Raw genomic sequence first — 18,678 nt, 5'->3', positions numbered from 1 at the left:
CGCGGCGTCTGATTTCACGACTGCTGCGCAGCCGAACGCAGCCTCGCAGGCTCGACAGCTGCTACAGGGTTATTCCGTCACCGACCCGCCACCCGCCGTGATCACTTGCACGCTCATGCGGGGTGTCGCCAGGTCTAGCCCGGCTTCGTCCAGGTGCCGTTTGAGTGACAGGTTGAATGCTCGGGACACTTCCCATTGCTTGATCGGCGCGGTCTTGAACCGGGCGCGAAGAATCGCGTTGCCCGACTCGAAACTCTCGACACCCTGAATCTCCAGTGGCGACCAGATGTTGCGCCGTTGCAGTGGGTCGGTGCGCATTTTCTGGCCGACGTCGCGCATCAGTTTGATCGCGTTATCGATGTCCATGTTGGAAGGGATCGCCACCCGGAAAATCGCGTAGCCGAATTCCCGGGAGTAGTTCTTGATGCTTTTGATTTCGCTGAATGGAATGGTGTGGACGATGCCGTCAATGTCCCGCAGGCGTACGGTACGAATGGTCAGCCCTTCGACGGTGCCCAGGTGGCCGCCGACGTCGACGTAGTCGTCGATGGCCAACGAGTCTTCGATAATGATGAACAGCCCGGTGATCAGGTCCGCCACCAGCGACTGCGCACCGAAACCGATGGCCAGACCAATCACACCGGCACCGGCCAGCAGTGGCGTGACGTTCATGCCCATGTTTGCCAGGGCGACGATCAGCGCAATGATGAAAATCGCCACGAACAACACGTTGCGGATCAGCGGCATCATCGTCTGCGCGCGTGCATTTGCCAGGCCTTTGCGCGAACGGGTGAGGGCGTGGTGCACGGCGGTGTCGCTGAGAATCCAGATCAGCCAGGCAAAAATCAGCGTGCCGCCGAGGCTGAACAGTTTGACGCTGACTTCATGGCCTTCGCCTTCGGTGAAGCGGATCAGCGACATGCCCCAGACCCGCAGGCCGAGTTCGATGAACGCCAGCCACACCAGCAAATGAGCGAGTGTGTAGAAGAAGCTTTTCAGGCGCTCCGAATACAGCGCATGACGCTTCACGCTGCGCTGTGGTTTGAGTGAATGGCGGCGCACCAGGCCGTTGATGACCATGCACAACACCAGCAGCACCGTGCAGATCAGCGACTGACGCAGCGCAGTGCTGGTATCGCCGGCCGAGACGAACGTGGCAAACAGCGAAATCCCCACCAGCACCAGCGCCGGCATGTACCAGAAGGTCCCGAGAATCTCGATCGTGTCGCTGAGGGCGCGGCGGGTCAGGCGCCGGGACAGCGGTTGGTTGCGGATCAGGTGGGCGATGGGACGACGGAACCGCAGGATGAACAGCCCCGTGGACAATGCCGCCAGTACGTTGGCGACCGTCGAGGCAGTGTGCGCCAGATGACTGCCAAGGCTTTCGACCAGTCGCGGATCGCTCAGGGCTTCACCGAAGGCGGCGAAACTGCCGATCAGCCACAGCGGCCGAAAGGCTTGATGCCGCAGGATGTACAGGGCGCGGTGGCGGTGTGGGCCGTCGAGCAGCGAAAAGGCGATCACGCAGATCGCCGAAAAACAGGTGCCAACCACCAGCGCATAAGCCAGCACCATGGCCAAGCTTTTGCCCAGTGACGAGGGCAGGGCGTAGCTCATGTAGACCGTCATCACCAAGGCAATCAGCCACGGCCCGAGTTTGCGCAGGGCGAAGCGCAACATGTCCAGGGCCTTGGGGTGCTGCGGCAGTTCTTCGGTCAGGCCGAAGCGCATCCGCACCCGGTGGCCGACCCAGATCAGCGCGGCGGCCAGCAAACTCCAGACCATCAGGATCATGGCAAAGGCAAAGATGATCGGTAGCCATTCATTGGTCGGGAGCACCAGCGCTGACAGTTCATCCTCAGCCAGTTTGAACTCTTCGGACCAGCGAGTGAGAGGGCTGTCCGCGCCTGAAAACTGTTTTTCGAAACTGGCCAGGGTGCCACCGATCAGACCCAGGACGCCTACTTCGGTGGTTGGCTGGGCCTTTTTGGTGGCATCGCGCAGCTTCTTCAAATCCGCCAGCAATTTGCTGCGTTGCTGATCGTTCTCCAGCGACTTGATGACTTCGTCCAGGGATTGCCCCAAGGGCTCTTGCGCCTCTGGCTGTTTTGCCGAGCTGTTGAGCAGGCTGGGCAAGCCGACCGCCTGGGCGGGTGCCATCGGCAGCAGCGTCATGAGGCAGACAAGGAAAAAACACGGCAGGGCAAAAAGACGAGCGAACACTAGGCGGTCAACCTCGGGATGAGCGGATCGACCGAGTGTACGAGCCCGTCAAAATCAATGCGAGCCAGGGGTGAGGATTTATTCGTTGAGTTTGGCGAGGATCTTGAAAATCACGGTGGCGAGGATCATCAACATGCCGATCCACATGGCGAACACACCGACGTTTTTGTCGCGAAAATTGAAGCCGATTGCCAGCATGATCATCCCGGAAAGAATCGGGATCAGCATGGCGTGAAACGAAGACAACGAGATCATGAGCGACTGCCTTGTCGGAAGGGGTGGTTAAAGTCTAGGTGGCTTTTGAGCGATCGGTGGTGAGCTGTATCAGAGAACAGCGAGACCACTGTGGCGAGGGAGCTTGCTCCCGCTGGGCTGCGCAGCAGCCCTTAAAAATGTTGCGGCTGCTGCGCAACCGAGCGGGAGCAAGCTTCCTCGCCACAGGGTTTGTTACGGCAGCTCGTGGCAGGCGTAAAACGCGCTCAGCACTTTGACCAGGTGCGCCAGATCATGGCTGCCGCACAGTTCACGGATCGAATGCATGGCGAAGGTCGGCAGGCCGATGTCCACGGTGCGTACGCCCAGGTGGCTGGCGGTGATCGGGCCGATGGTCGAGCCGCAACCCATGTCGCTGCGCACCACGAAGCTCTGTACCGGCACTTCTTCGGCCATGCACAGGTGGCGGAAGAACCCGGCGGTTTCGCTGTTGGTGGCGTAGCGCTGGTTGCTGTTGACCTTGATCACCGGGCCGGCGTTGAGTTTCGGGCCGTGGTTGGCGTCGTGCTTGTCGGCGTAGTTGGGATGCACGCCGTGGGCGTTGTCAGCCGAGACCAGCAGGGATTTCTGAATGGTGCGCACGAACTCATCGCCTTCAGGCAGCAGGCGACGCAGCGTCTGCTCCAGCATCGGGCCATCGGCGCCGCAGGCCGAGCAGGAACCGACTTCTTCGTGATCGTTGCAGACCAGCACGCAGGTTTCGTCGGTTTCGGTGGTCAGCAAGGCTTGCAGGCCGGCATAGCACGACAGCAGGTTGTCCAGGCGCGCCCCGGCAATGAAGTCGCCGTGCAGGCCGATGACCGCAGCGCTTTGGGTGTCGTAGAAGCTCAGCTCATAGTCGAGCACCACGTCGGCGTTCAAGCCATGTTCGCGAGCGAGTTGGTCGGTGAGCACGGCGCGGAAGTCCACGCGCTCGTCACCGGCAAATTGCGCAAGGATCGGCGGCAGTTCGGTCTGGGCGTTGATTGCCCAGCCCATGTTGGCTTCACGGTTCAGGTGAATGGCCAGGTTCGGGATGATGGCGATCGGCGCCTTGAAGTCGACCAGTTGGCTCTCGACCTTGCCGTCACGGCGGAAGGTCACGCGGCCGGCCAGGGACAGGTCGCGGTCGAACCATGGCGCCAGCAGTGCGCCGCCATAGACTTCGACGCCCAGTTGCCAGAAGCCCTGACGTTGCAGTTCCGGCTGGGGTTTGACCCGCAGGCACGGGCTGTCGGTGTGCGCGCCGACCAAGCGAATGCCGCCGTGCAGGGGCGAATGACGGCCCATCTTGAACGCGACGATCGACGAGTCGTTACGGGTGACGTAGTAACGACCGTTGGCTTCGGTGGTCCATGGCTCGCGCTCGTCAAGGCGTTGATAGCCCGCCGCTTCCAGGCGCTGGACAAGGCTGGCGGTGGCATGGAATGGGGTAGGGGAGGCCTTGAGGAAATCGATCAGGCCTTGGTTCAACTCTTCGCGCATAAGTAGCTCCAGACAGCAATGGCGCAAGTTTAACGTATTGGCTCACGGCATTGCAGAGACAATGCCGTTCGACGTACGCCAGCTGCCGATTGGCGAAGAGGATGAGTCAACCGGTGATCAGTGTGCCATTGAGGAACACTTCGCGACGTTGCTTGCGGCCCACATATTCATGTTTGCTCGCGAGGTACACCTCGTTGAATTTTTCCTTCGAGATCCCCGGGATCTGTCGAATGTAGTCGTCCACCAGTCGGTCATAGGCGGCTTCGGTGATGAGCTTGTAGATGTCCCGGCGATAGAAGTAGCCCAGTTGAAAACCCAGGGTTTCGCTTTGATGGTTTGTCTGCCCGGCAAAGCAGTTTTCAAAGTCGATGGCTTTGAGCGGAGTCTGTGGTGTTTGCGGGATCATGATGTTGCCGGCCCAGAAATCCATGTGCGTGATGTTCTTCCGGGACAGGGATGTCAGCAATTCGAAGGCGTCGAGAATGAATGTTTCGACGTTGTCCGGGTTGCGTTTAAGCCATTGCACGCCGTCGATATGATCGTCGAGCAGGCGCGTGATAATGAAATACTCCTGGGTCAGCCCCAGTCGGTCCTTGGTGTAACCGAACCCTTGCAGCGGCGGCATTTGCACGCCACGGCGTTGTGCTTCGAGCGTATTGATCAACTCTTCCAGCGGCCAGTCGAACCGGCCATTGCACTGCGGTTTACCAAAGGTCACGCGCACTTTTGCCTTCAAGGTATCCAGCGGCTGGACCTTGGCAAACAGCGGCGCATCGCCGGAGGTCAGCGGCGCACTCGCACGGGTCAGCTTGTGGGCACGTCGTTTGTGTATGAGCTGTTCTAGGGCTTGTTGTGCTTCGGTAGAAGGCTGCTCGCTAAGGTGCAGCGTGGTGTTGAACAGGCAGAAGGTGAACGGGTAGTCGTCTTGGAATGTCTTGTTGCTGAGCACGAGGGCTTCCTGCCTGATATCAAAGTACTGGCATTTTACGTTTCATTACAAATTCATGACAATATTTTCACGCCATTTTCACGTCGATTTGTAACAAGAAACAAGAACGCCCTTCAATGGAAGGGCGTTTTTTGGTTAGGCGGCTGCTTAAAAAGGAGCAGGGCACTCGAAGCGCATGCGTTCGCCGCTTTGCGGGTGAGTGAAGCTCAGCATGCTCGCGTGCAGACATAACCGTGGCCAGGCGGCCAGTGCTTGCTCGTGGGCATACAGCCCGTCACCCAGCAGTGGGTGGCCGATGGAAAGCATGTGCACGCGCAACTGATGGGAGCGACCGGTGATCGGCGTCAATTCGACACGACACCAATCGCCGCAACGCTCCAGTACGCGCCAGAAGGTCAGGGCATGTTTGCCGAATTCATGGTCCACCACATGGCGTGGCTTGGTCGGCGGGTCGTAGCGCAAGGGCAGATCGATGCTGCCACTGTCCAGTTCCGGTTGTCCCCAGCACAGGGCGGTGTAGGCCTTTTCGGTTTCGCGGTCGTGAAATTGCCGAGACAGTTCGCGATGCGTATCCGCATCACGGGCCAACAGAATAATGCCGGAGGTTTCCCAGTCCAAACGATGGACGATTCGGGCTTCCGGGTAACCGTTTTCCTGCAGGCGGGTAATCAGGCAGTCCTTGTTGTCATCGGCCCGGCCAGGGACGGAGAGCAGCAGGGTCGGTTTGTTCACCACCAGTACGGCGGCGTCCTGATGGATGATGCTGATGTTGGACAGCGGCATTAAAACAGCCTCGTAACAAACGCCAACGGCGACTCAGGCCCCTTCCTTTAACAGAAGGGGCCTGAGCCGCCGTGGCTCCAGCCGGATCGACTCAGCGGTCAGGCAGGGTGATATTGAGTTCCAGAATCGAGCAGCTGCCCTGGTTTTCCAGAGCGACGTGCACGTCATCGGACCCGATATTGACGTACTTGCGGATGACCTCGACCAATTCCTTCTGCAAGGCTGGCAGGTAGTCCGGTGTACTGCGTTGGCCGCGTTCGTGCGCCACGATGATCTGTAGACGCTCTTTCGCTACCGACGCGGTGCTGACCTTTTTGCTGGCACGAAAGAAGTCAAAAAGATTCATTATCTACCTCCAAACAGGCGCTCGAAGAATCCCTTCTTCGTTACATCGAGAAAACGATGCTCCACGGTTTTGCCCAGCAGACGATCGACCGCATCGCTGTATGCCTGACCGGCATCGCTCTGGTCGTCGAGAATGACTGGCACGCCCGAGTTGGAAGCTTTGAGTACCGCTTGGGATTCCGGAATGACACCCAGCAGGGCGACCGCCAGAATCTCTTTGACGTCTTCGACGCCGAGCATCTCGCCGTCACTGACGCGTTGCGGGTTGTAGCGGGTCAGCAGCAGGTGTTCCTTGATCGGCTCTTCGCCCTTTTCAGCGCGGCGCGATTTGCTGGCCAGCAGGCCCAGCATGCGGTCCGAGTCACGAACCGAGGACACTTCCGGGTTGGTCACGATAATCGCTTCGTCTGCGAAGTACATGGCCAGGTGGGCGCCTTTCTCGATGCCGGCCGGAGAGTCGCAGACCACGTATTCGAAGTCTTCTTTCAACGCCATCAACACTTTTTCCACGCCTTCGACGGTCAGCGCGTCTTTGTCGCGGGTCTGACTGGCGGCCAGTACGTAGAGGTTTTCCAGGCGTTTGTCTTTGATCAGGGCTTGTTGCAGGTTGGCTTCGCCGTTTACCACGTTGACGAAGTCATACACCACGCGACGCTCGCAACCCATGATCAGGTCGAGGTTACGCAAACCGACGTCGAAGTCGACGATAACTGTTTTGTGACCGCGCAGTGCGAGGCCGGTACCGATAGCAGCACTGGTGGTGGTCTTACCCACACCACCCTTGCCGGATGTAACCACGAGAATCTTGGCCAAGGTGTTTCACCCCTAAGGAAAAAGGACATTTAGCCCCTGAAAAACATCTCTAGAAAAACTACTGCAGTCGGACAGCCTTGGCTGGAATTCGGTCCAGAACGGCGCTTACCTCGGGTAAACACTGCCTATAGCCTTTTTCCTACTTCGTTTGAGCCGTTTTCGCTACGTTTTAGAGATGCTTGGAAAATGCGGCAGTATCCGTTAAAGCCGAATGATGTTCAACACATCGCCCGACAGGCTGACCTGTACGCCCGCGCCCCACAAAGGGTCGCGACGCAGATCCTCCGAAACCTTGTAGTGGCCCGCGATGGAAACCAGTTCAGCGCTCATTTGCTGACAGAAAATCCTGGCTTTGGTGTCGCCTTTGACGCCGGCCAACACTCGACCACGCATCGGGCCGTATACATGGATGTTCCCGTCGGCGAGAAGTTCCGCCCCCGGGCTGACCGACGAGATCACCACCAGATCGCAGCCCTGGGCATAAATCTGCTGCCCACCGCGTACGGGCGAGGTGATGATCTTCGTTGGCTTGATAGTCGGCTCCGGCGGTTTTTCCGGTATTTTCTTGACTTGGCCTTCGAGCGGGTCCAGCGGACGCTCACGGGCGCCGGACGGTGGCAGCACCGGCAGGTCGACCGCGATGGCCGCGGCGATGTCTTCGATGCGGCTGGCACGGATCGCCAGGGTGCGCAGGCCATGTTGGCGGCATACGCGCATCAGGCCCGGCAGATCGACCGCGCCTTCGCTGGCCGGGAGTTTGTCCAGGGCCAGCACCAGTGGCGCGTTACTAAAGAAGTTCGGCGCCTGGGCAACCTTGGCGGCCAGTTGACGATCGAGGTTCTCGAGGTCGTTACGGGCCAGTTCCAGCACCGTAATGGCGAGCATGCTGCCCTTCAGCTGGAACACGGGATCTTGGTCTAGCGGTTCGGTTTGGCTCATGGTCGGCATACAACGACTTGTCACTAAAAGTGCCGAGACTTATAACGAGAACGCCCGCGAGCCGCAAGCCGGGTCGAACGATGTAGAATGCGCGGCCATTGTCTTTCCGGAACCTTTAATGGATCGCCCGCGTTTTCGAACAGCATTTCTATCTCCCCGTTTCTGGCCGCTGTGGTGTGGCTTGGGGCTGTTGTGGCTGATTGTGCAGCTGCCGTATCCGGCGTTGCTGTCGATCGGTCGCGCCCTGGGTGCATTGATGTATCGAGTAGCGGGCGACAGACGGCGCATTGCCAAGCGCAATCTCGAACTGTGTTTCCCTGAGAAAACCGCTGCCGAGCGCAAGCGCCTGCTCAAGGAAAACTTCGCCTCCACGGGCATCGCGTTTTTCGAGATGGCGATGAGCTGGTGGTGGTCGCGCGAGCGTCTGGCGAAGCTGGCCCATGTCGAAGGGCTGGAGCATCTGAAAAAAGCCCAGCGAGATGGCAAAGGCGTGATCCTGATGGCCGTTCATTTCACCACGCTGGAAATCGGCGCGGCGTTGCTCGGCCAGCAGCACACCATTGACGGCATGTACCGCGAACACAAAAATCCATTGTTCGACTACGTCCAGCGTCTGGGGCGCGAGCGACACAACGTCGATTCGCTGGCGGTGGAGCGCGACGACGTGCGCGGCATGCTCAAATTACTGCGCGCTGGCCGGGCAATCTGGTACGCACCGGATCAGGACTATGGCGCCAAGCAAAGTATCTTCGTGCCACTGTTCGGGATTCAGGCCGCCACCGTCACCGCCACCAGCAAGTTTGCTCGGTTGGGCAAGGCGCTGGTGGTGCCGTTCACTCAGGAGCGTCTGGCGGACGGCAGCGGTTATCGACTGGTGATTCATGCACCGCTCGAGGGTTTCCCCGGCGAAACCGAAGAGGCCGACTGCCTGCGGGTCAACCAATGGATCGAAGGCGTCTTGCGCGAATGTCCGGAGCAATACCTTTGGGCTCATCGCCGCTTCAAGAGCCGCCCCCCGGGCGAGCCGAAGCTGTACGCAAAACGCGGTTGAACCACTGTCCTTATAAGCACCATGGAGTGTTGCGATGAGTCCTGCTGAACCGGTTACAGGGTTGATTCTTTCCGGCGGCGGGGCTCGGGCGGCTTATCAGGTCGGTGTGCTGGCGGCGATTGCCGAGCTGTTGCCGGTCGGCGCGAACAATCCGTTTCCGGTGATCGTCGGCACCTCGGCCGGCGCAATCAACGCGGTCAGCCTCGCCAGTGGGGCGATGGATTTTCGGAGTGCGATTCAACGTCTGACAGCCTTCTGGCAGGGCTTTCGCAGTCATCTGGTGCTGCGCAGCGACTGGCCGGGCGTGATCCACCAGGCCAGCCGTTTTGTCAGCCACAGTTTGCTCGGGATTGGCGCTCAGGTGCCGGTGGCCTTGCTCAACAGTTCGCCGCTGCGCCGATTGCTCGACGAAAAACTGCAGATGAGCGGGATTGCCGAGGCCATTGCACAGAAGCAGTTGCAAGCGGTGGCGGTGACCGCGTTCGGCTACGAGTCCGGTCAGGCGGTGACCTTTTATCAGGGCGGCGGCACCATCAATGCCTGGTTGCGCCATCGGCGAATCGGCGTCCCCACGCAATTGACCGTCGACCACTTGCTGGCCAGTTCAGCGATTCCGCTGTTGTTTGCGCCAGTGAAAATCGGTGAAGAGTATTTCGGCGACGGCGCGGTACGTCAGTCGGCACCGATCAGCCCGGCGCTGCACCTGGGCGCGAGCCGAGTGCTGGTGGTGGGCGTCAGCGGCAACCCCCGCGGCGTCGACCCGGAACAACCGCTGCAACGCGCTTACACCGGCCAGCAGCCGAGCCTGGCACAGATCGGTGGGCACATGCTCAACAGTACGTTCATTGACAGCCTGGAAAGCGACATCGAGTTGCTGCAGCGGCTCAATCAGTTCAGTCATCTGATGCCCGCTGGCACGCCAACGCGCGCACTGGGTGTAGCGCCGGTGGAAGTGTTGGTGATTTCGCCGAGTCAGCCGATCGATGAGATTGCGGCGCGGCATCGGCAGGAATTGCCGGCAGCGCTGCGCCTGTTTCTGCGCGGACCGGGGGCGACCAAGACGAGCGGGGCGGGGGTGCTGAGTTATCTGCTGTTCGAGGCGGGGTATTGCAGCGAATTGATTGATTTGGGGCGGCGGGATGCGTTGGCCAAGCGCGGGGAGCTGTGCCGGTTTCTCGGGTTGGCGGAGCCTGCCGTTACAGCTTGAGATCGGCGGTGTGGCCATCGCGGGCAAGCCCGCTCCCACAGGTTTTGTATCGTCCACATAATCGACGAACGACACAAAACCTGTGGGAGCGTGGCTTGCCCGCGATGGCGTCCTTACAGACGCCGCCGGATCAGAAGTGAACCTTGACCAGGAAGCTGGTTACGCTCTGATCGGTTTTGAAGCCCTGACTGTCTTCAATACCGTACTTGTTTTTCCAGTAGTCATACTCGACACCGACGTACAACTGCTTTTCACCAAGGTTCAGCGCCTTGCCCAAGTCGTATTTGACCTGTGGGTTGAAGTGCAGGTTGGCGTGGTATTCGCCTTTTTTGTTGACGTCGTTGTCGACCACCCAGTCCATGAAACCGTCGATCAGGATGTTCGAATCGCCCACCGGGATGGTGTAGGACCAGACCGGAGTGACCTGCCAGATATTGTCACCTGGGCGGTCGCCTTCGGTATGACGGTTGTAGAAGTTCAGCTGGAAGTAGTCGAAGCCCGGGATCGCGAGGTCGAAACCAGGACCGATCAGGTAGGACTCGGTATCGTCTTCACCGAACTCGTAAGTCATGGCCAGCAGTACGTCTTTGACCGGGCCAAACGCAAATTTCTGATCGAAGATCTTATTGAACGACAAGCGTGGGCTGAATTCACCGTAGTGAGTGTTCTTACCCGCGAAAGCGTCTTCCTTGCCGTTGTAGAAGATCTTGTCGATGAAGAAGAAGTTGTCGCCGTATTTCCAGCCATCGGCGTGTTCAAAGGTCACCGTCTGCTGAATGCGTGGGTTGACCTGGAAGTCCTTGCCATACAGGTAGGTCAGGCTGTTGTTCTGCCATTGCAGCAAGTCGCCGGCCATGGCCTGGCCCCCGGCCAGCAACGATCCCGCCAGCATCAGGCTAGTGCACGTACGTTTCATTCGGTTGCTCCCAAAAAGTAGGTGGTTCCACGTTATTTTTTTAAGGTCGGCGCTCTGGTGTGGCGCCTTTTTCTGTAGCTGTAAAAAATCATCCAATCGGTCAGTTTCAGTGCTGTTAGCAAGAGCTGAGCCAAGGCTTTTGAAAAGCCAAAAAACTCCCGCTCGGCGGCTCAAGAGCAGTCGATTGAGAGTGTTTTTGGAGTGCCTTGGTACTGTCCAGCGCCGGGATAAGTTGGCTTTCTGGTCAGGAATTAAATCCGGGCTTTTTTTTAGACCAGATTCGGGCGGCCGCGGAGAATACTGACTCCTTGGCCAGGTCTCAAGTGCCCCGCAACAGCGCACCGACGACAGGTTTGGAGCGCGGTTGCGGGCCATCTTAGAAGTGCACCTTCACCAGCAGGCTGGTGGTGTTCTCATTGGTGTCGAAGTTGGCGGTGTTTTCGATGCCGTATTTGTCTTTCCAGTAGCTGTATTCGACGCCGACGTACACCTGTTTCTCCCGCCAGCCCAAGGCCTTGCCCAGGTCATATTTGATCTGTGGGTTGAAGTGCAGGTTGGCGTGGTAGGTGCCCTGTGAGTTCTGGTCGTTATCCACGACCCAGTCGATGTAGCCGTCGATCAACAGGTTCGAGTTGCCCAACGGCAAGGTGTAGGACCAGGCCGGCGTGATCTGCCAGACATCGTCGCCGGGACGCGAGCCTTCGGTCTGGCGATAGTAGAAGTTCAAGGTGAAAAAATTGAAGCCCGGTACCGCGAGGTCGAAACCGGGGCCGATCAGATAGGCCTCGGTGTCGTCTTCGCCATTCTCGTAGGTCATGGCCAGCAACACGTCCTTGATCGGGCCGAATTCGAAACGGCGGTCGAGGATTTTGCCGAAAGACAGGCGCGGGCTGAACTCGCCGTAATAAGCGTGAACGCCTTTGTTCCGGTCTTTCTCGCCGTTGTAGTAAGTGCTGTCGACAAACAGGAAGTTGTCGCCGTACTTCCAGCGGTCGGCGTGCTCAAAGGTTATCGTCTGCTGGATGTGCGGGTTGACCACGAAATCCTTGCCGTACAGATAGCTCAGGCTGTTGGTCTGCCACAGCAGCAAATCGCCGGCCATGGCCTGGCTGGCGGCCAATAGACCAGCGCCTAACAGCATGTTTGTCTGTGTCCGAATCATCTGTTGCTCCCTCTTGTTTTTATTTTCAAGGCGCAGGCAGCCCCTGACCCTGTAGGAGTGAGCCTGCTCGCGATAGCGTTGAATCAGTCAACTCAAGTGTTGAATGTCATACCGTCATCGCGAGCAGGCTCGCTTCCACAGGGTTCTGTGGCGTTAGTGGGTTAGTGCGAGTGTGCTTGGCAGTCGTTGATGGCCGCGCGTTCGGCGCCGCCGAGGATGTTGAACAGCAGGTTCAGCGACAGCGCACTGAGCGTGGCCATGGCGATTCCGCTGTGGGTGATCGGGCTCATCCACAGCGGAAGGTGGGCGAAGAATTCCGGACGGACCACCGGGATCAGCCCCATGCCGATGCTCACCGCCACCAGCAATTGATTGCGACGGTCACCGATGTCGGCTTCCTGAAGAATCTTGATGCCGGTGGCGGCGACCATGCCGAACATCGCAATCGCCGCGCCGCCCAGTACGGCAGGTGGAATCGATGCCACCAGAAACGCCGCTTTCGGCAACAAACTCAACACCACCAGCAAACCGCCGGCGACGATGGTCACCGAGCGACAACGCACGCCGGTCATCTGCACCAGGCCGATGTTCTGCGCGAAAGAGGAGTGGGTGAAGGTGTTGAAGAAACCGGCGAAGAACGAGGCGCCGGCATCACACAACAAGCCACGACGCAGCATGCGTGGGCAGACTTCCTGTCCTGTGATTTTCCCCAGCGCGAGGAACATCCCGGTGGACTCGACGAAGATGATCACCACCACCAGGCACATGGACAGGATCGGTGCGAGTTCGAACTTCGGCATGCCGAAATGCAGCGGGGTCACGAATTGCAGCCACGGCGCCTGGGCCATGCCGCTCAGGTCGACCATGCCGATCAGGCCGCAGAGTACGTAACCCAGGCACATGCCGATCAGCACGGAAATATTGACCCAGAATCCGCGCATGAAGCGGTGAACCAGCAGGATGGTGGCCAACACCAGCGCGGCGATGGCCAGGTAAATCGGTGAACCGAATTGAGCGGCGCCAGCACCGCCGCCCGCCCAGTTGACGGCCACGGGGAACAGCGACAAACCGATCGAGGTGATGACGGTGCCGGTCACCAGAGGGGGGAAGAAGCGTACGACTTTGGACATGAATGGCGCGATGATCATGCCGAAGAATCCGGCGGCGATGGTTGCGCCGAAGATCCCTTGCAGGCCGATGCCCGGCATGCCAGCCATGGCGACCATGCTGCCGACCGCGGCGAAACTGGCGCCCATCATCACCGGCATGCGGATGCCCATGGGGCCGATGCCCAGCGATTGCACGATGGTAGCGATCCCGGCCACCAGCAGGTCGGCGTTGATCAGGAAGGCGATTTCTTCACGACTCAGGCCAGCGGCCTGTCCGATGATCAGCGGCACTGCGATGGCTCCGCCGTACATCAGCAGAACGTGTTGCAGGCCAACCAGGATCAGTTGCAAAAGGGGCAAACGCTGAATGGCGGGTGCGTCGGGGATGCGCGCTTGGGATAGCTCGGACATGCAACACCTCGGATCTTTTTTATTCTTGTGATTTTGTGCATCAGGGGGACCTGTGGCGAGGGAGCTTGCTCCCGCTGGACTGCGTAGCAGTCCCCTCCTTTTCAGATAGAGAGGGGGGCCGCTTCGCGACCCAGCGGGAGCAAGCTCCCTCGCCACAAAAGCCCGCTTTCACAGGCTTTTGTGTTGCTTAATTGGTCGGAGCTCCCTGCACAATCCACGCGCCGATCAGGTCACGTTCCTGCTGGGTCATCTGGGTGATGTTGCCCAGTGGCATGATCTGGCTGGTGACGGCTTGAGCCTGGATACGCGCCGCGTTCTGACGGATCTGCTCGGGGGTATCGAACATCACGCCAGCCGGTGCCGCACTGAATAGCGGGCTGGTTGGTTTGGCCGAATGGCAAACCGCGCAACGTTCCTGGATCACACTGTGCACCTTGTCGAAACCGGGGCCGGCGTTGGACGCCTGAGCCGGTGCAGCGGCAGGTGCAGCAGGTTTCGCCGCTTCAGGTTTGGCACCACCGCCGAGGGCAGTTTCCGGCATCGGCTGATACTCGATGGTGCCAGGCGCCTTGGCCACTTCAGGAGCGCTGGGCATCTGCGCCGGGCCAGTCACGTAAGCCAGGCAGATCATGCCCACGGCCGCAACGGGCAGGGTCCAGGCAAATTTGTGGCTGTCATGACGGGTGTTGAAGTAGTGACGCACCAACACCGCCAGCACCGCGATCCCGGCCAGGATCAGCCAGTTGTATTGGCTGCCGTAGGTGCTCGGGAAGTGGTTGCTGATCATGATGAACAGCACCGGCAAGGTGAAGTAGTTGTTGTGACGCGAACGCAGCAAGCCTTTGGCCGGCAGCGCCGGATCCGGCGTGCGGTTCTCGGCAATCGCGGCAACCAGTGCGCGCTGTGCCGGCATGATGATGCGGAACACGTTGCCGACCATGATGGTGCCGATGATCGCGCCGACGTGCAGGTACGCACCACGACCGCTGAACACTTTACTGAAGCCGTAAGCGGCGCCAATGATCAGCACGAACAGGATGAAGCCGAGCAGGGCAGGGCGTTTGCCCAGGGCCGAGTCGCAGAGGAAGGAGTAGACGAACCAGCCGACGAACAGCGAGGCAATGCCCAGTGCGACCCCTTCAGGACCGGTCAGGCTGCTGCCCGGAGCCAACAGGTACAGCGTCGGGTTGGAGTAGAACACCACGCACAGCAGCGCGATGCCCGACATCCAGGTGAAGTAGGCTTCCCATTTGAACCAGTGCAGGTTGTCCGGCATGGTCGGTGGAGCCAGTTTGTATTTTTCCAGGTGGTAGATACCGCCGCCATGGATCGCCCACAAATCGCCCGCCAGACCGCTTTTCGGGTTGACCCGATTGAGGTTGTTTTCCAGCCAGACGAAATAGAACGACGCACCGATCCAGGCCACGCCAGTAATCATGTGAACCCAGCGCACGCTCAGGTTCAGCCATTCCAACAGATGTGCTTCCACAGTCTTTACCTCTCGCCTGTCACTCTGTTGTCGAGTGATCAGACCTTCTCTTATTGGTGGGGGGCGAGGATCAAACGCTCATCCTCTTTGAAAAAATGCTCATCGCAGTTATTGCCTGTGCCACTGCGATCAACCACCAGGAAGTCATCCCGCTTTTCGATCGTCAGCACCGGATGGTGCCAAACGCCGCGATGGTAATTAATGCCCTGCCTGCCGTTGGTGACGAAGGCGCGGACCAAGCCTGATACAGGTTCATCGCCAAGTGGCGCGACCACGATCAGAAAGGGGTTGCCGAGCAGCGGAATGAAAGCCTGGCTGCCCAGCGGGTGACGCTCCAGCATGCTGACGGTCAGCGGCATGTCCTGCGCATCGGCGCGGAAGATGCTGATGATCGCGTTGTCCTCTGGCGTGGCGGTTTCCACCGTCGCCAGTTTATGGAAGCGCATGGTCGAACCGTTGTTGATCATGAAGTGATCGCTGCCGTCGGTTTCGATCACGTCACCGAAAGGGGCGAAGGCTTCTTTGGTCAGCGGTTCAATCGTCAGTGTGCGCATGCTGTTCTTATCCGAATTCAATGTTGTTTGTTCTGCTTTTGTGGCGAGGGAGCTTGCTCCCGCTGGAGTGCGCAGCGCTCCCAAGCTTTTGGGGCCGCTTCGCAGCCCAGCGGGAGCAAGCTCCCTCGCCACAGGGTTCAACGCTTATTTAGCGACCTTGCCGAGGACGCGCAGGCGGCTCACACCACCATCCGGGAACACGTTCAGGCGGATGTGGGTGATCGGGCCCAGCGCCTTGATCTGCTCGGCGAAGGTGTGTTCGGCGTGCATTTCCAGTTTCTGCGCCGGCAGCAGTTCACGCCAGAACAGCGATTGGGTTTCGATCTGGCTGTCGGTGCCGCCCTTCACGAACGCGCCCTGGATAGAGCAGGTGTCCGGGTAGTTGCCCTTGAAGTGCAGGGTGTCGACGATGACTTTCTCGATTTCGCCGGCATGACCCAGCGCGACGATGACCCAGTCATTGCCCGGCGTGCGACGACGTGCGGTTTCCCAGCCGTCGCCCATGTTGATGCCACGGCCAGGGTTGAGGATGTTGCTCATGCGACCGAAGTGTTCGTCAGAGCAGGCGAGGGCGCGGCCACCGTTCAGGGCTGCTGCCAGGTCAACTTGCTCGTTGTCGCCGACAGCGGACCAGTCGCGGAACGGAATACCGTAAACACGCAGGCGGGCCACGCCACCATCCGGGTAGATGTTGAAGCGCAGGTGGCTGAAGGCCTGGTCGTTGTTGATTTCGTGGTAGTGGTGGCTGTTGCCTTGCAGCTCGACGGCGGACAGCACTTCAGTCCACTGGGTGTTGTCGTCCGGCTCGCCCGAGGCCAGGAAGCACGCTTCCAGGGAGGCCGACGGCGGGAAGTTGCCGGTGAAGAATGAAGTGTCGATGTCCACGCCTTTGATAGAACCCGGTACGCCCAGGCGGATCACGGCGCTGTCGTAGCCTTCGAAGCGCTTGCGGCGCGACTCCCAGCCGTCCATCCACTTGCCGTTGTCATCGAACACGCCCTCCTTCCACACAGCCGGGGTCGGCTGGAACAGGCGGTTGGCATCAGCGAACCAGTCATCGGTGACCGAGATGATTTTGGTGCCCAGGCGGGCGTCGGCCAGGTTGACGAACTTCTCGAAAGGTACGGCGTAAGCTTTCATTCTTCTTGTCTGCCTTTAATAAGTTGGCTTGGGATGCTTGCAGTGCCCTGGGTGCTGTGTGCGTTTGAGAACACTCGGGCAAGGCTCGCTATAGGGTCAGTAATCGGAACAGGGCGATCTTGTTGATCTCCGCCAGCGCGCACTTGAACTCGGTGTCTTGCGGGTTGTGAATGCGCGTTTCGAACGCCGCGAGGATCTGATGCCGGTTGCTGCCTTTTACCGCCATGATGAAGGGAAACTTGAACTTGGCTTTGTAGGCGTCGTTCAGCTCGGTGAAGCGAGAAAACTCTTCGGCCGTGCATTGGTGAATACCGGCGCCAGCCTGTTCATTGGTGCTGGCTTCGGTAAGCTGGCCCTGGACGGCGGCTTTGCCGGCCAGGTCCGGGTGAGCGTTGATCAGGGCCAGTTGACTGGCATGATCGGCGCTCAACAGGATGTCGCTCATGCGTTGGTGCAGGGTTTCGATCTGGTCGATCGACGCGTCCTGGCCCAGGTCGAAGGCCTTTTCGGCCACCCATGGCGAATGTTCGTAGATGTCGGCGAAGGCAGCGACAAACGCGTCGCGGCTCAGGGTCGAGGGCTTCAGGGTTTGGAAGTGGCTCATTTCGCGGCCCCTTGGTACGGGTGGGTTTCGTGCCAGTGGCGAGCGATGTCGACGCGACGGCTGAACCACACCTGTTCATGACTTTTAGCGTATTCGATAAATCGTTTGAGCGAGGCCAGGCGCGCCGGACGGCCGATCAGGCGGCAGTGCAGGCCGATCGACAGCATCTTCGGTGCTTCGGCGCCTTCAGCGTAAAGCACGTCGAACGCATCCTTGAGGTATTCAAAGAAGTCGTCGCCCTTGTTGAAACCCTGGACCTGGGTAAAGCGCATGTCGTTGGTGTCCAGCGTGTATGGAATCACCAGGTGCGGCTTGCCGGTCGGGTTGTTCGGTTCCCAGTAGGGCAGGTCGTCGTCGTAGGTGTCGCAGTCGTAGAGGAAACCGCCTTCTTCCATCACCAGACGACGGGTGTTCGGGCCGGTGCGGCCGGTGTACCAGCCCAGTGGGCGCTCGCCGGTGATTTCGGTGAGGACGCGGATCGCTTCGAGCATGTGCTCGCGTTCCTGCGCTTCGTCCATGTACTGGTAGTCGATCCAGCGATAGCCGTGGCTGCAGATCTCATGGCCGGCATCGACCATCGCGCGGATCACGTCCGGGTGGCGCTGGGCGGCCATGGCCACGGCGAAGATGGTCAGCGGAATGTCGAATTCCTTGAACAGTTTCAGAATCCGCCAGACGCCGGCACGGCTGCCATACTCGTAAAGGGATTCCATACTCATGTTGCGCGCGCCTTGCAGCGGCTGCGCCGAGACCATTTCCGAAAGGAAGGCTTCAGATTCTTTATCGCCGTGCAGGATATTGCGCTCGCCGCCTTCTTCGTAATTGAGCACGAAGGACAAGGCGATGCGGGCATTGCCCGGCCAGTGTGGGTGAGGAGGGTTACTGCCGTAACCGATCAGGTCGCGTGGGTAGTCAGCGCTCACTGCAGTCTTCCTTCTTATTCGTTCGACTTGTTCAAGGTCAGGTTTGTGAGGCGGCCTGCAGTGTGATGACAGGCTGGCGTCACAGCGATGGGCTGATTGTATACAACTTTACATCCACTTTGTAAGCCTGTTTTTTTGCATTTTTCACTGGCGGTCATCTACACATGTTATTGCAAGAAACCTGCCTGATCGGTCAGCTAATGGATAGAAGGTCCTTTGATCCTATGGCTCGGTGGCAGATTCGCCGGGAATCCCTGAATGACGGGCATAACGCTAAAAATCTCGTTTTTATTGTGTACAATTTTTTTGAAAAGTGTCTTAAT

Annotated in this window: 18 protein-coding genes; 2 read left to right on the top strand and 16 right to left on the bottom strand. The window is 59.2% G+C overall.

Translation table 11 applies throughout. The features are described 5' to 3' along the window. Positions 1-69: 69 nt before the first annotated feature. The 8 genes from ABH912_RS10375 to minC form a co-directional block, all read right to left on the bottom strand. Positions 70-2,223 (bottom strand): mechanosensitive ion channel family protein, encoded by a 2,154-nt coding sequence (locus ABH912_RS10375; RefSeq protein ID WP_429510583.1) that lies wholly within the window; start codon positions 2,221-2,223, stop codon positions 70-72. A 78-nt stretch (positions 2,224-2,301) separates the two neighbouring features. After that, positions 2,302-2,478: a hypothetical protein gene (locus ABH912_RS10370; protein ID WP_185753141.1), complete on the bottom strand. Its 177-nt coding sequence runs from the start codon at positions 2,476-2,478 to the stop codon at positions 2,302-2,304. Between the two features lie 192 nt (positions 2,479-2,670). Beyond that, complete coding sequence (locus ABH912_RS10365; protein ID WP_033057168.1) at positions 2,671-3,960, bottom strand: M18 family aminopeptidase; 1,290 nt, start codon at positions 3,958-3,960, stop codon at positions 2,671-2,673. 106 nt (positions 3,961-4,066) lie between these two features. Then, entirely contained in the window at positions 4,067-4,909 is an 843-nt protein-coding gene (locus tag ABH912_RS10360) for a hypothetical protein (protein ID WP_429510582.1), read from the bottom strand. 147 nt (positions 4,910-5,056) lie between these two features. After that, entirely contained in the window at positions 5,057-5,692 is a 636-nt protein-coding gene (locus tag ABH912_RS10355; protein WP_033057166.1) for an RluA family pseudouridine synthase, read from the bottom strand. Between the two features lie 91 nt (positions 5,693-5,783). Beyond that, positions 5,784-6,038, bottom strand: a complete 255-nt coding sequence (gene minE, locus ABH912_RS10350; RefSeq protein WP_007898843.1) for a cell division topological specificity factor MinE — start codon at positions 6,036-6,038, stop codon at positions 5,784-5,786. Then, positions 6,038-6,850, bottom strand: a complete 813-nt coding sequence (gene minD / locus ABH912_RS10345) for a septum site-determining protein MinD (protein ID WP_033057165.1) — start codon at positions 6,848-6,850, stop codon at positions 6,038-6,040. The genes minE and minD overlap by 1 nt, the downstream gene beginning before the upstream one ends. A 201-nt stretch (positions 6,851-7,051) precedes the next feature. Next, positions 7,052-7,789, bottom strand: coding sequence for a septum site-determining protein MinC (gene minC, locus ABH912_RS10340; RefSeq protein WP_033057392.1), 738 nt, complete (start codon positions 7,787-7,789; stop codon positions 7,052-7,054). 118 nt (positions 7,790-7,907) lie between these two features. Between minC and ABH912_RS10335 the strand changes: the two genes are divergently transcribed. Both ABH912_RS10335 and ABH912_RS10330 read left to right on the top strand, forming a co-directional pair. Further along, the gene (locus ABH912_RS10335) at positions 7,908-8,840 is read left to right on the top strand and encodes a lipid A biosynthesis lauroyl acyltransferase (RefSeq protein ID WP_033057164.1); all 933 of its coding nucleotides are present in this window, start codon (positions 7,908-7,910) and stop codon (positions 8,838-8,840) included. 34 nt (positions 8,841-8,874) lie between these two features. Continuing rightward, positions 8,875-10,047, top strand: a complete 1,173-nt coding sequence (locus ABH912_RS10330; RefSeq protein ID WP_429510581.1) for a patatin-like phospholipase family protein — start codon at positions 8,875-8,877, stop codon at positions 10,045-10,047. Between the two features lie 130 nt (positions 10,048-10,177). Here ABH912_RS10330 and ABH912_RS10325 read toward each other — a convergent pair whose 3' ends face one another. The 8 genes from ABH912_RS10325 to puuE form a co-directional block, all read right to left on the bottom strand. Then, on the bottom strand, positions 10,178-10,963 hold the full coding sequence (locus ABH912_RS10325) for an outer membrane protein OmpK (protein WP_033057162.1): 786 nt from the start codon (positions 10,961-10,963) through the stop codon (positions 10,178-10,180). A gap of 376 nt (positions 10,964-11,339) precedes the next feature. Beyond that, the gene (locus ABH912_RS10320; RefSeq protein ID WP_429510580.1) at positions 11,340-12,125 is read right to left on the bottom strand and encodes an outer membrane protein OmpK; all 786 of its coding nucleotides are present in this window, start codon (positions 12,123-12,125) and stop codon (positions 11,340-11,342) included. 161 nt (positions 12,126-12,286) lie between these two features. Then, positions 12,287-13,645: a nucleobase:cation symporter-2 family protein gene (locus ABH912_RS10315; protein WP_429510579.1), complete on the bottom strand. Its 1,359-nt coding sequence runs from the start codon at positions 13,643-13,645 to the stop codon at positions 12,287-12,289. 187 nt (positions 13,646-13,832) lie between these two features. Next, positions 13,833-15,134, bottom strand: a complete 1,302-nt coding sequence (locus ABH912_RS10310; RefSeq protein ID WP_429510578.1) for a urate hydroxylase PuuD — start codon at positions 15,132-15,134, stop codon at positions 13,833-13,835. Positions 15,135-15,184: 50 nt separating this feature from the next. Continuing rightward, the gene (locus tag ABH912_RS10305) at positions 15,185-15,688 is read right to left on the bottom strand and encodes an ureidoglycolate lyase (RefSeq protein WP_007960046.1); all 504 of its coding nucleotides are present in this window, start codon (positions 15,686-15,688) and stop codon (positions 15,185-15,187) included. 144 nt (positions 15,689-15,832) lie between these two features. Beyond that, the gene (alc, locus tag ABH912_RS10300) at positions 15,833-16,828 is read right to left on the bottom strand and encodes an allantoicase (RefSeq protein ID WP_033057158.1); all 996 of its coding nucleotides are present in this window, start codon (positions 16,826-16,828) and stop codon (positions 15,833-15,835) included. A gap of 88 nt (positions 16,829-16,916) precedes the next feature. Continuing rightward, complete coding sequence (gene uraD / locus ABH912_RS10295; RefSeq protein ID WP_033057157.1) at positions 16,917-17,432, bottom strand: 2-oxo-4-hydroxy-4-carboxy-5-ureidoimidazoline decarboxylase; 516 nt, start codon at positions 17,430-17,432, stop codon at positions 16,917-16,919. Continuing rightward, positions 17,429-18,355, bottom strand: coding sequence for an allantoinase PuuE (gene puuE / locus ABH912_RS10290; RefSeq protein WP_059404690.1), 927 nt, complete (start codon positions 18,353-18,355; stop codon positions 17,429-17,431). The genes uraD and puuE overlap by 4 nt, the downstream gene beginning before the upstream one ends. Positions 18,356-18,678: the final 323 nt, after the last annotated feature.

It is taken from the genome of Pseudomonas sp. BT76 TE3572 (assembly GCF_050435365.1).
Lineage (GTDB): Bacteria > Pseudomonadota > Gammaproteobacteria > Pseudomonadales > Pseudomonadaceae > Aquipseudomonas > Aquipseudomonas fluorescens_W.
This window is presented reverse-complemented; position numbering and strand designations above follow the sequence as displayed.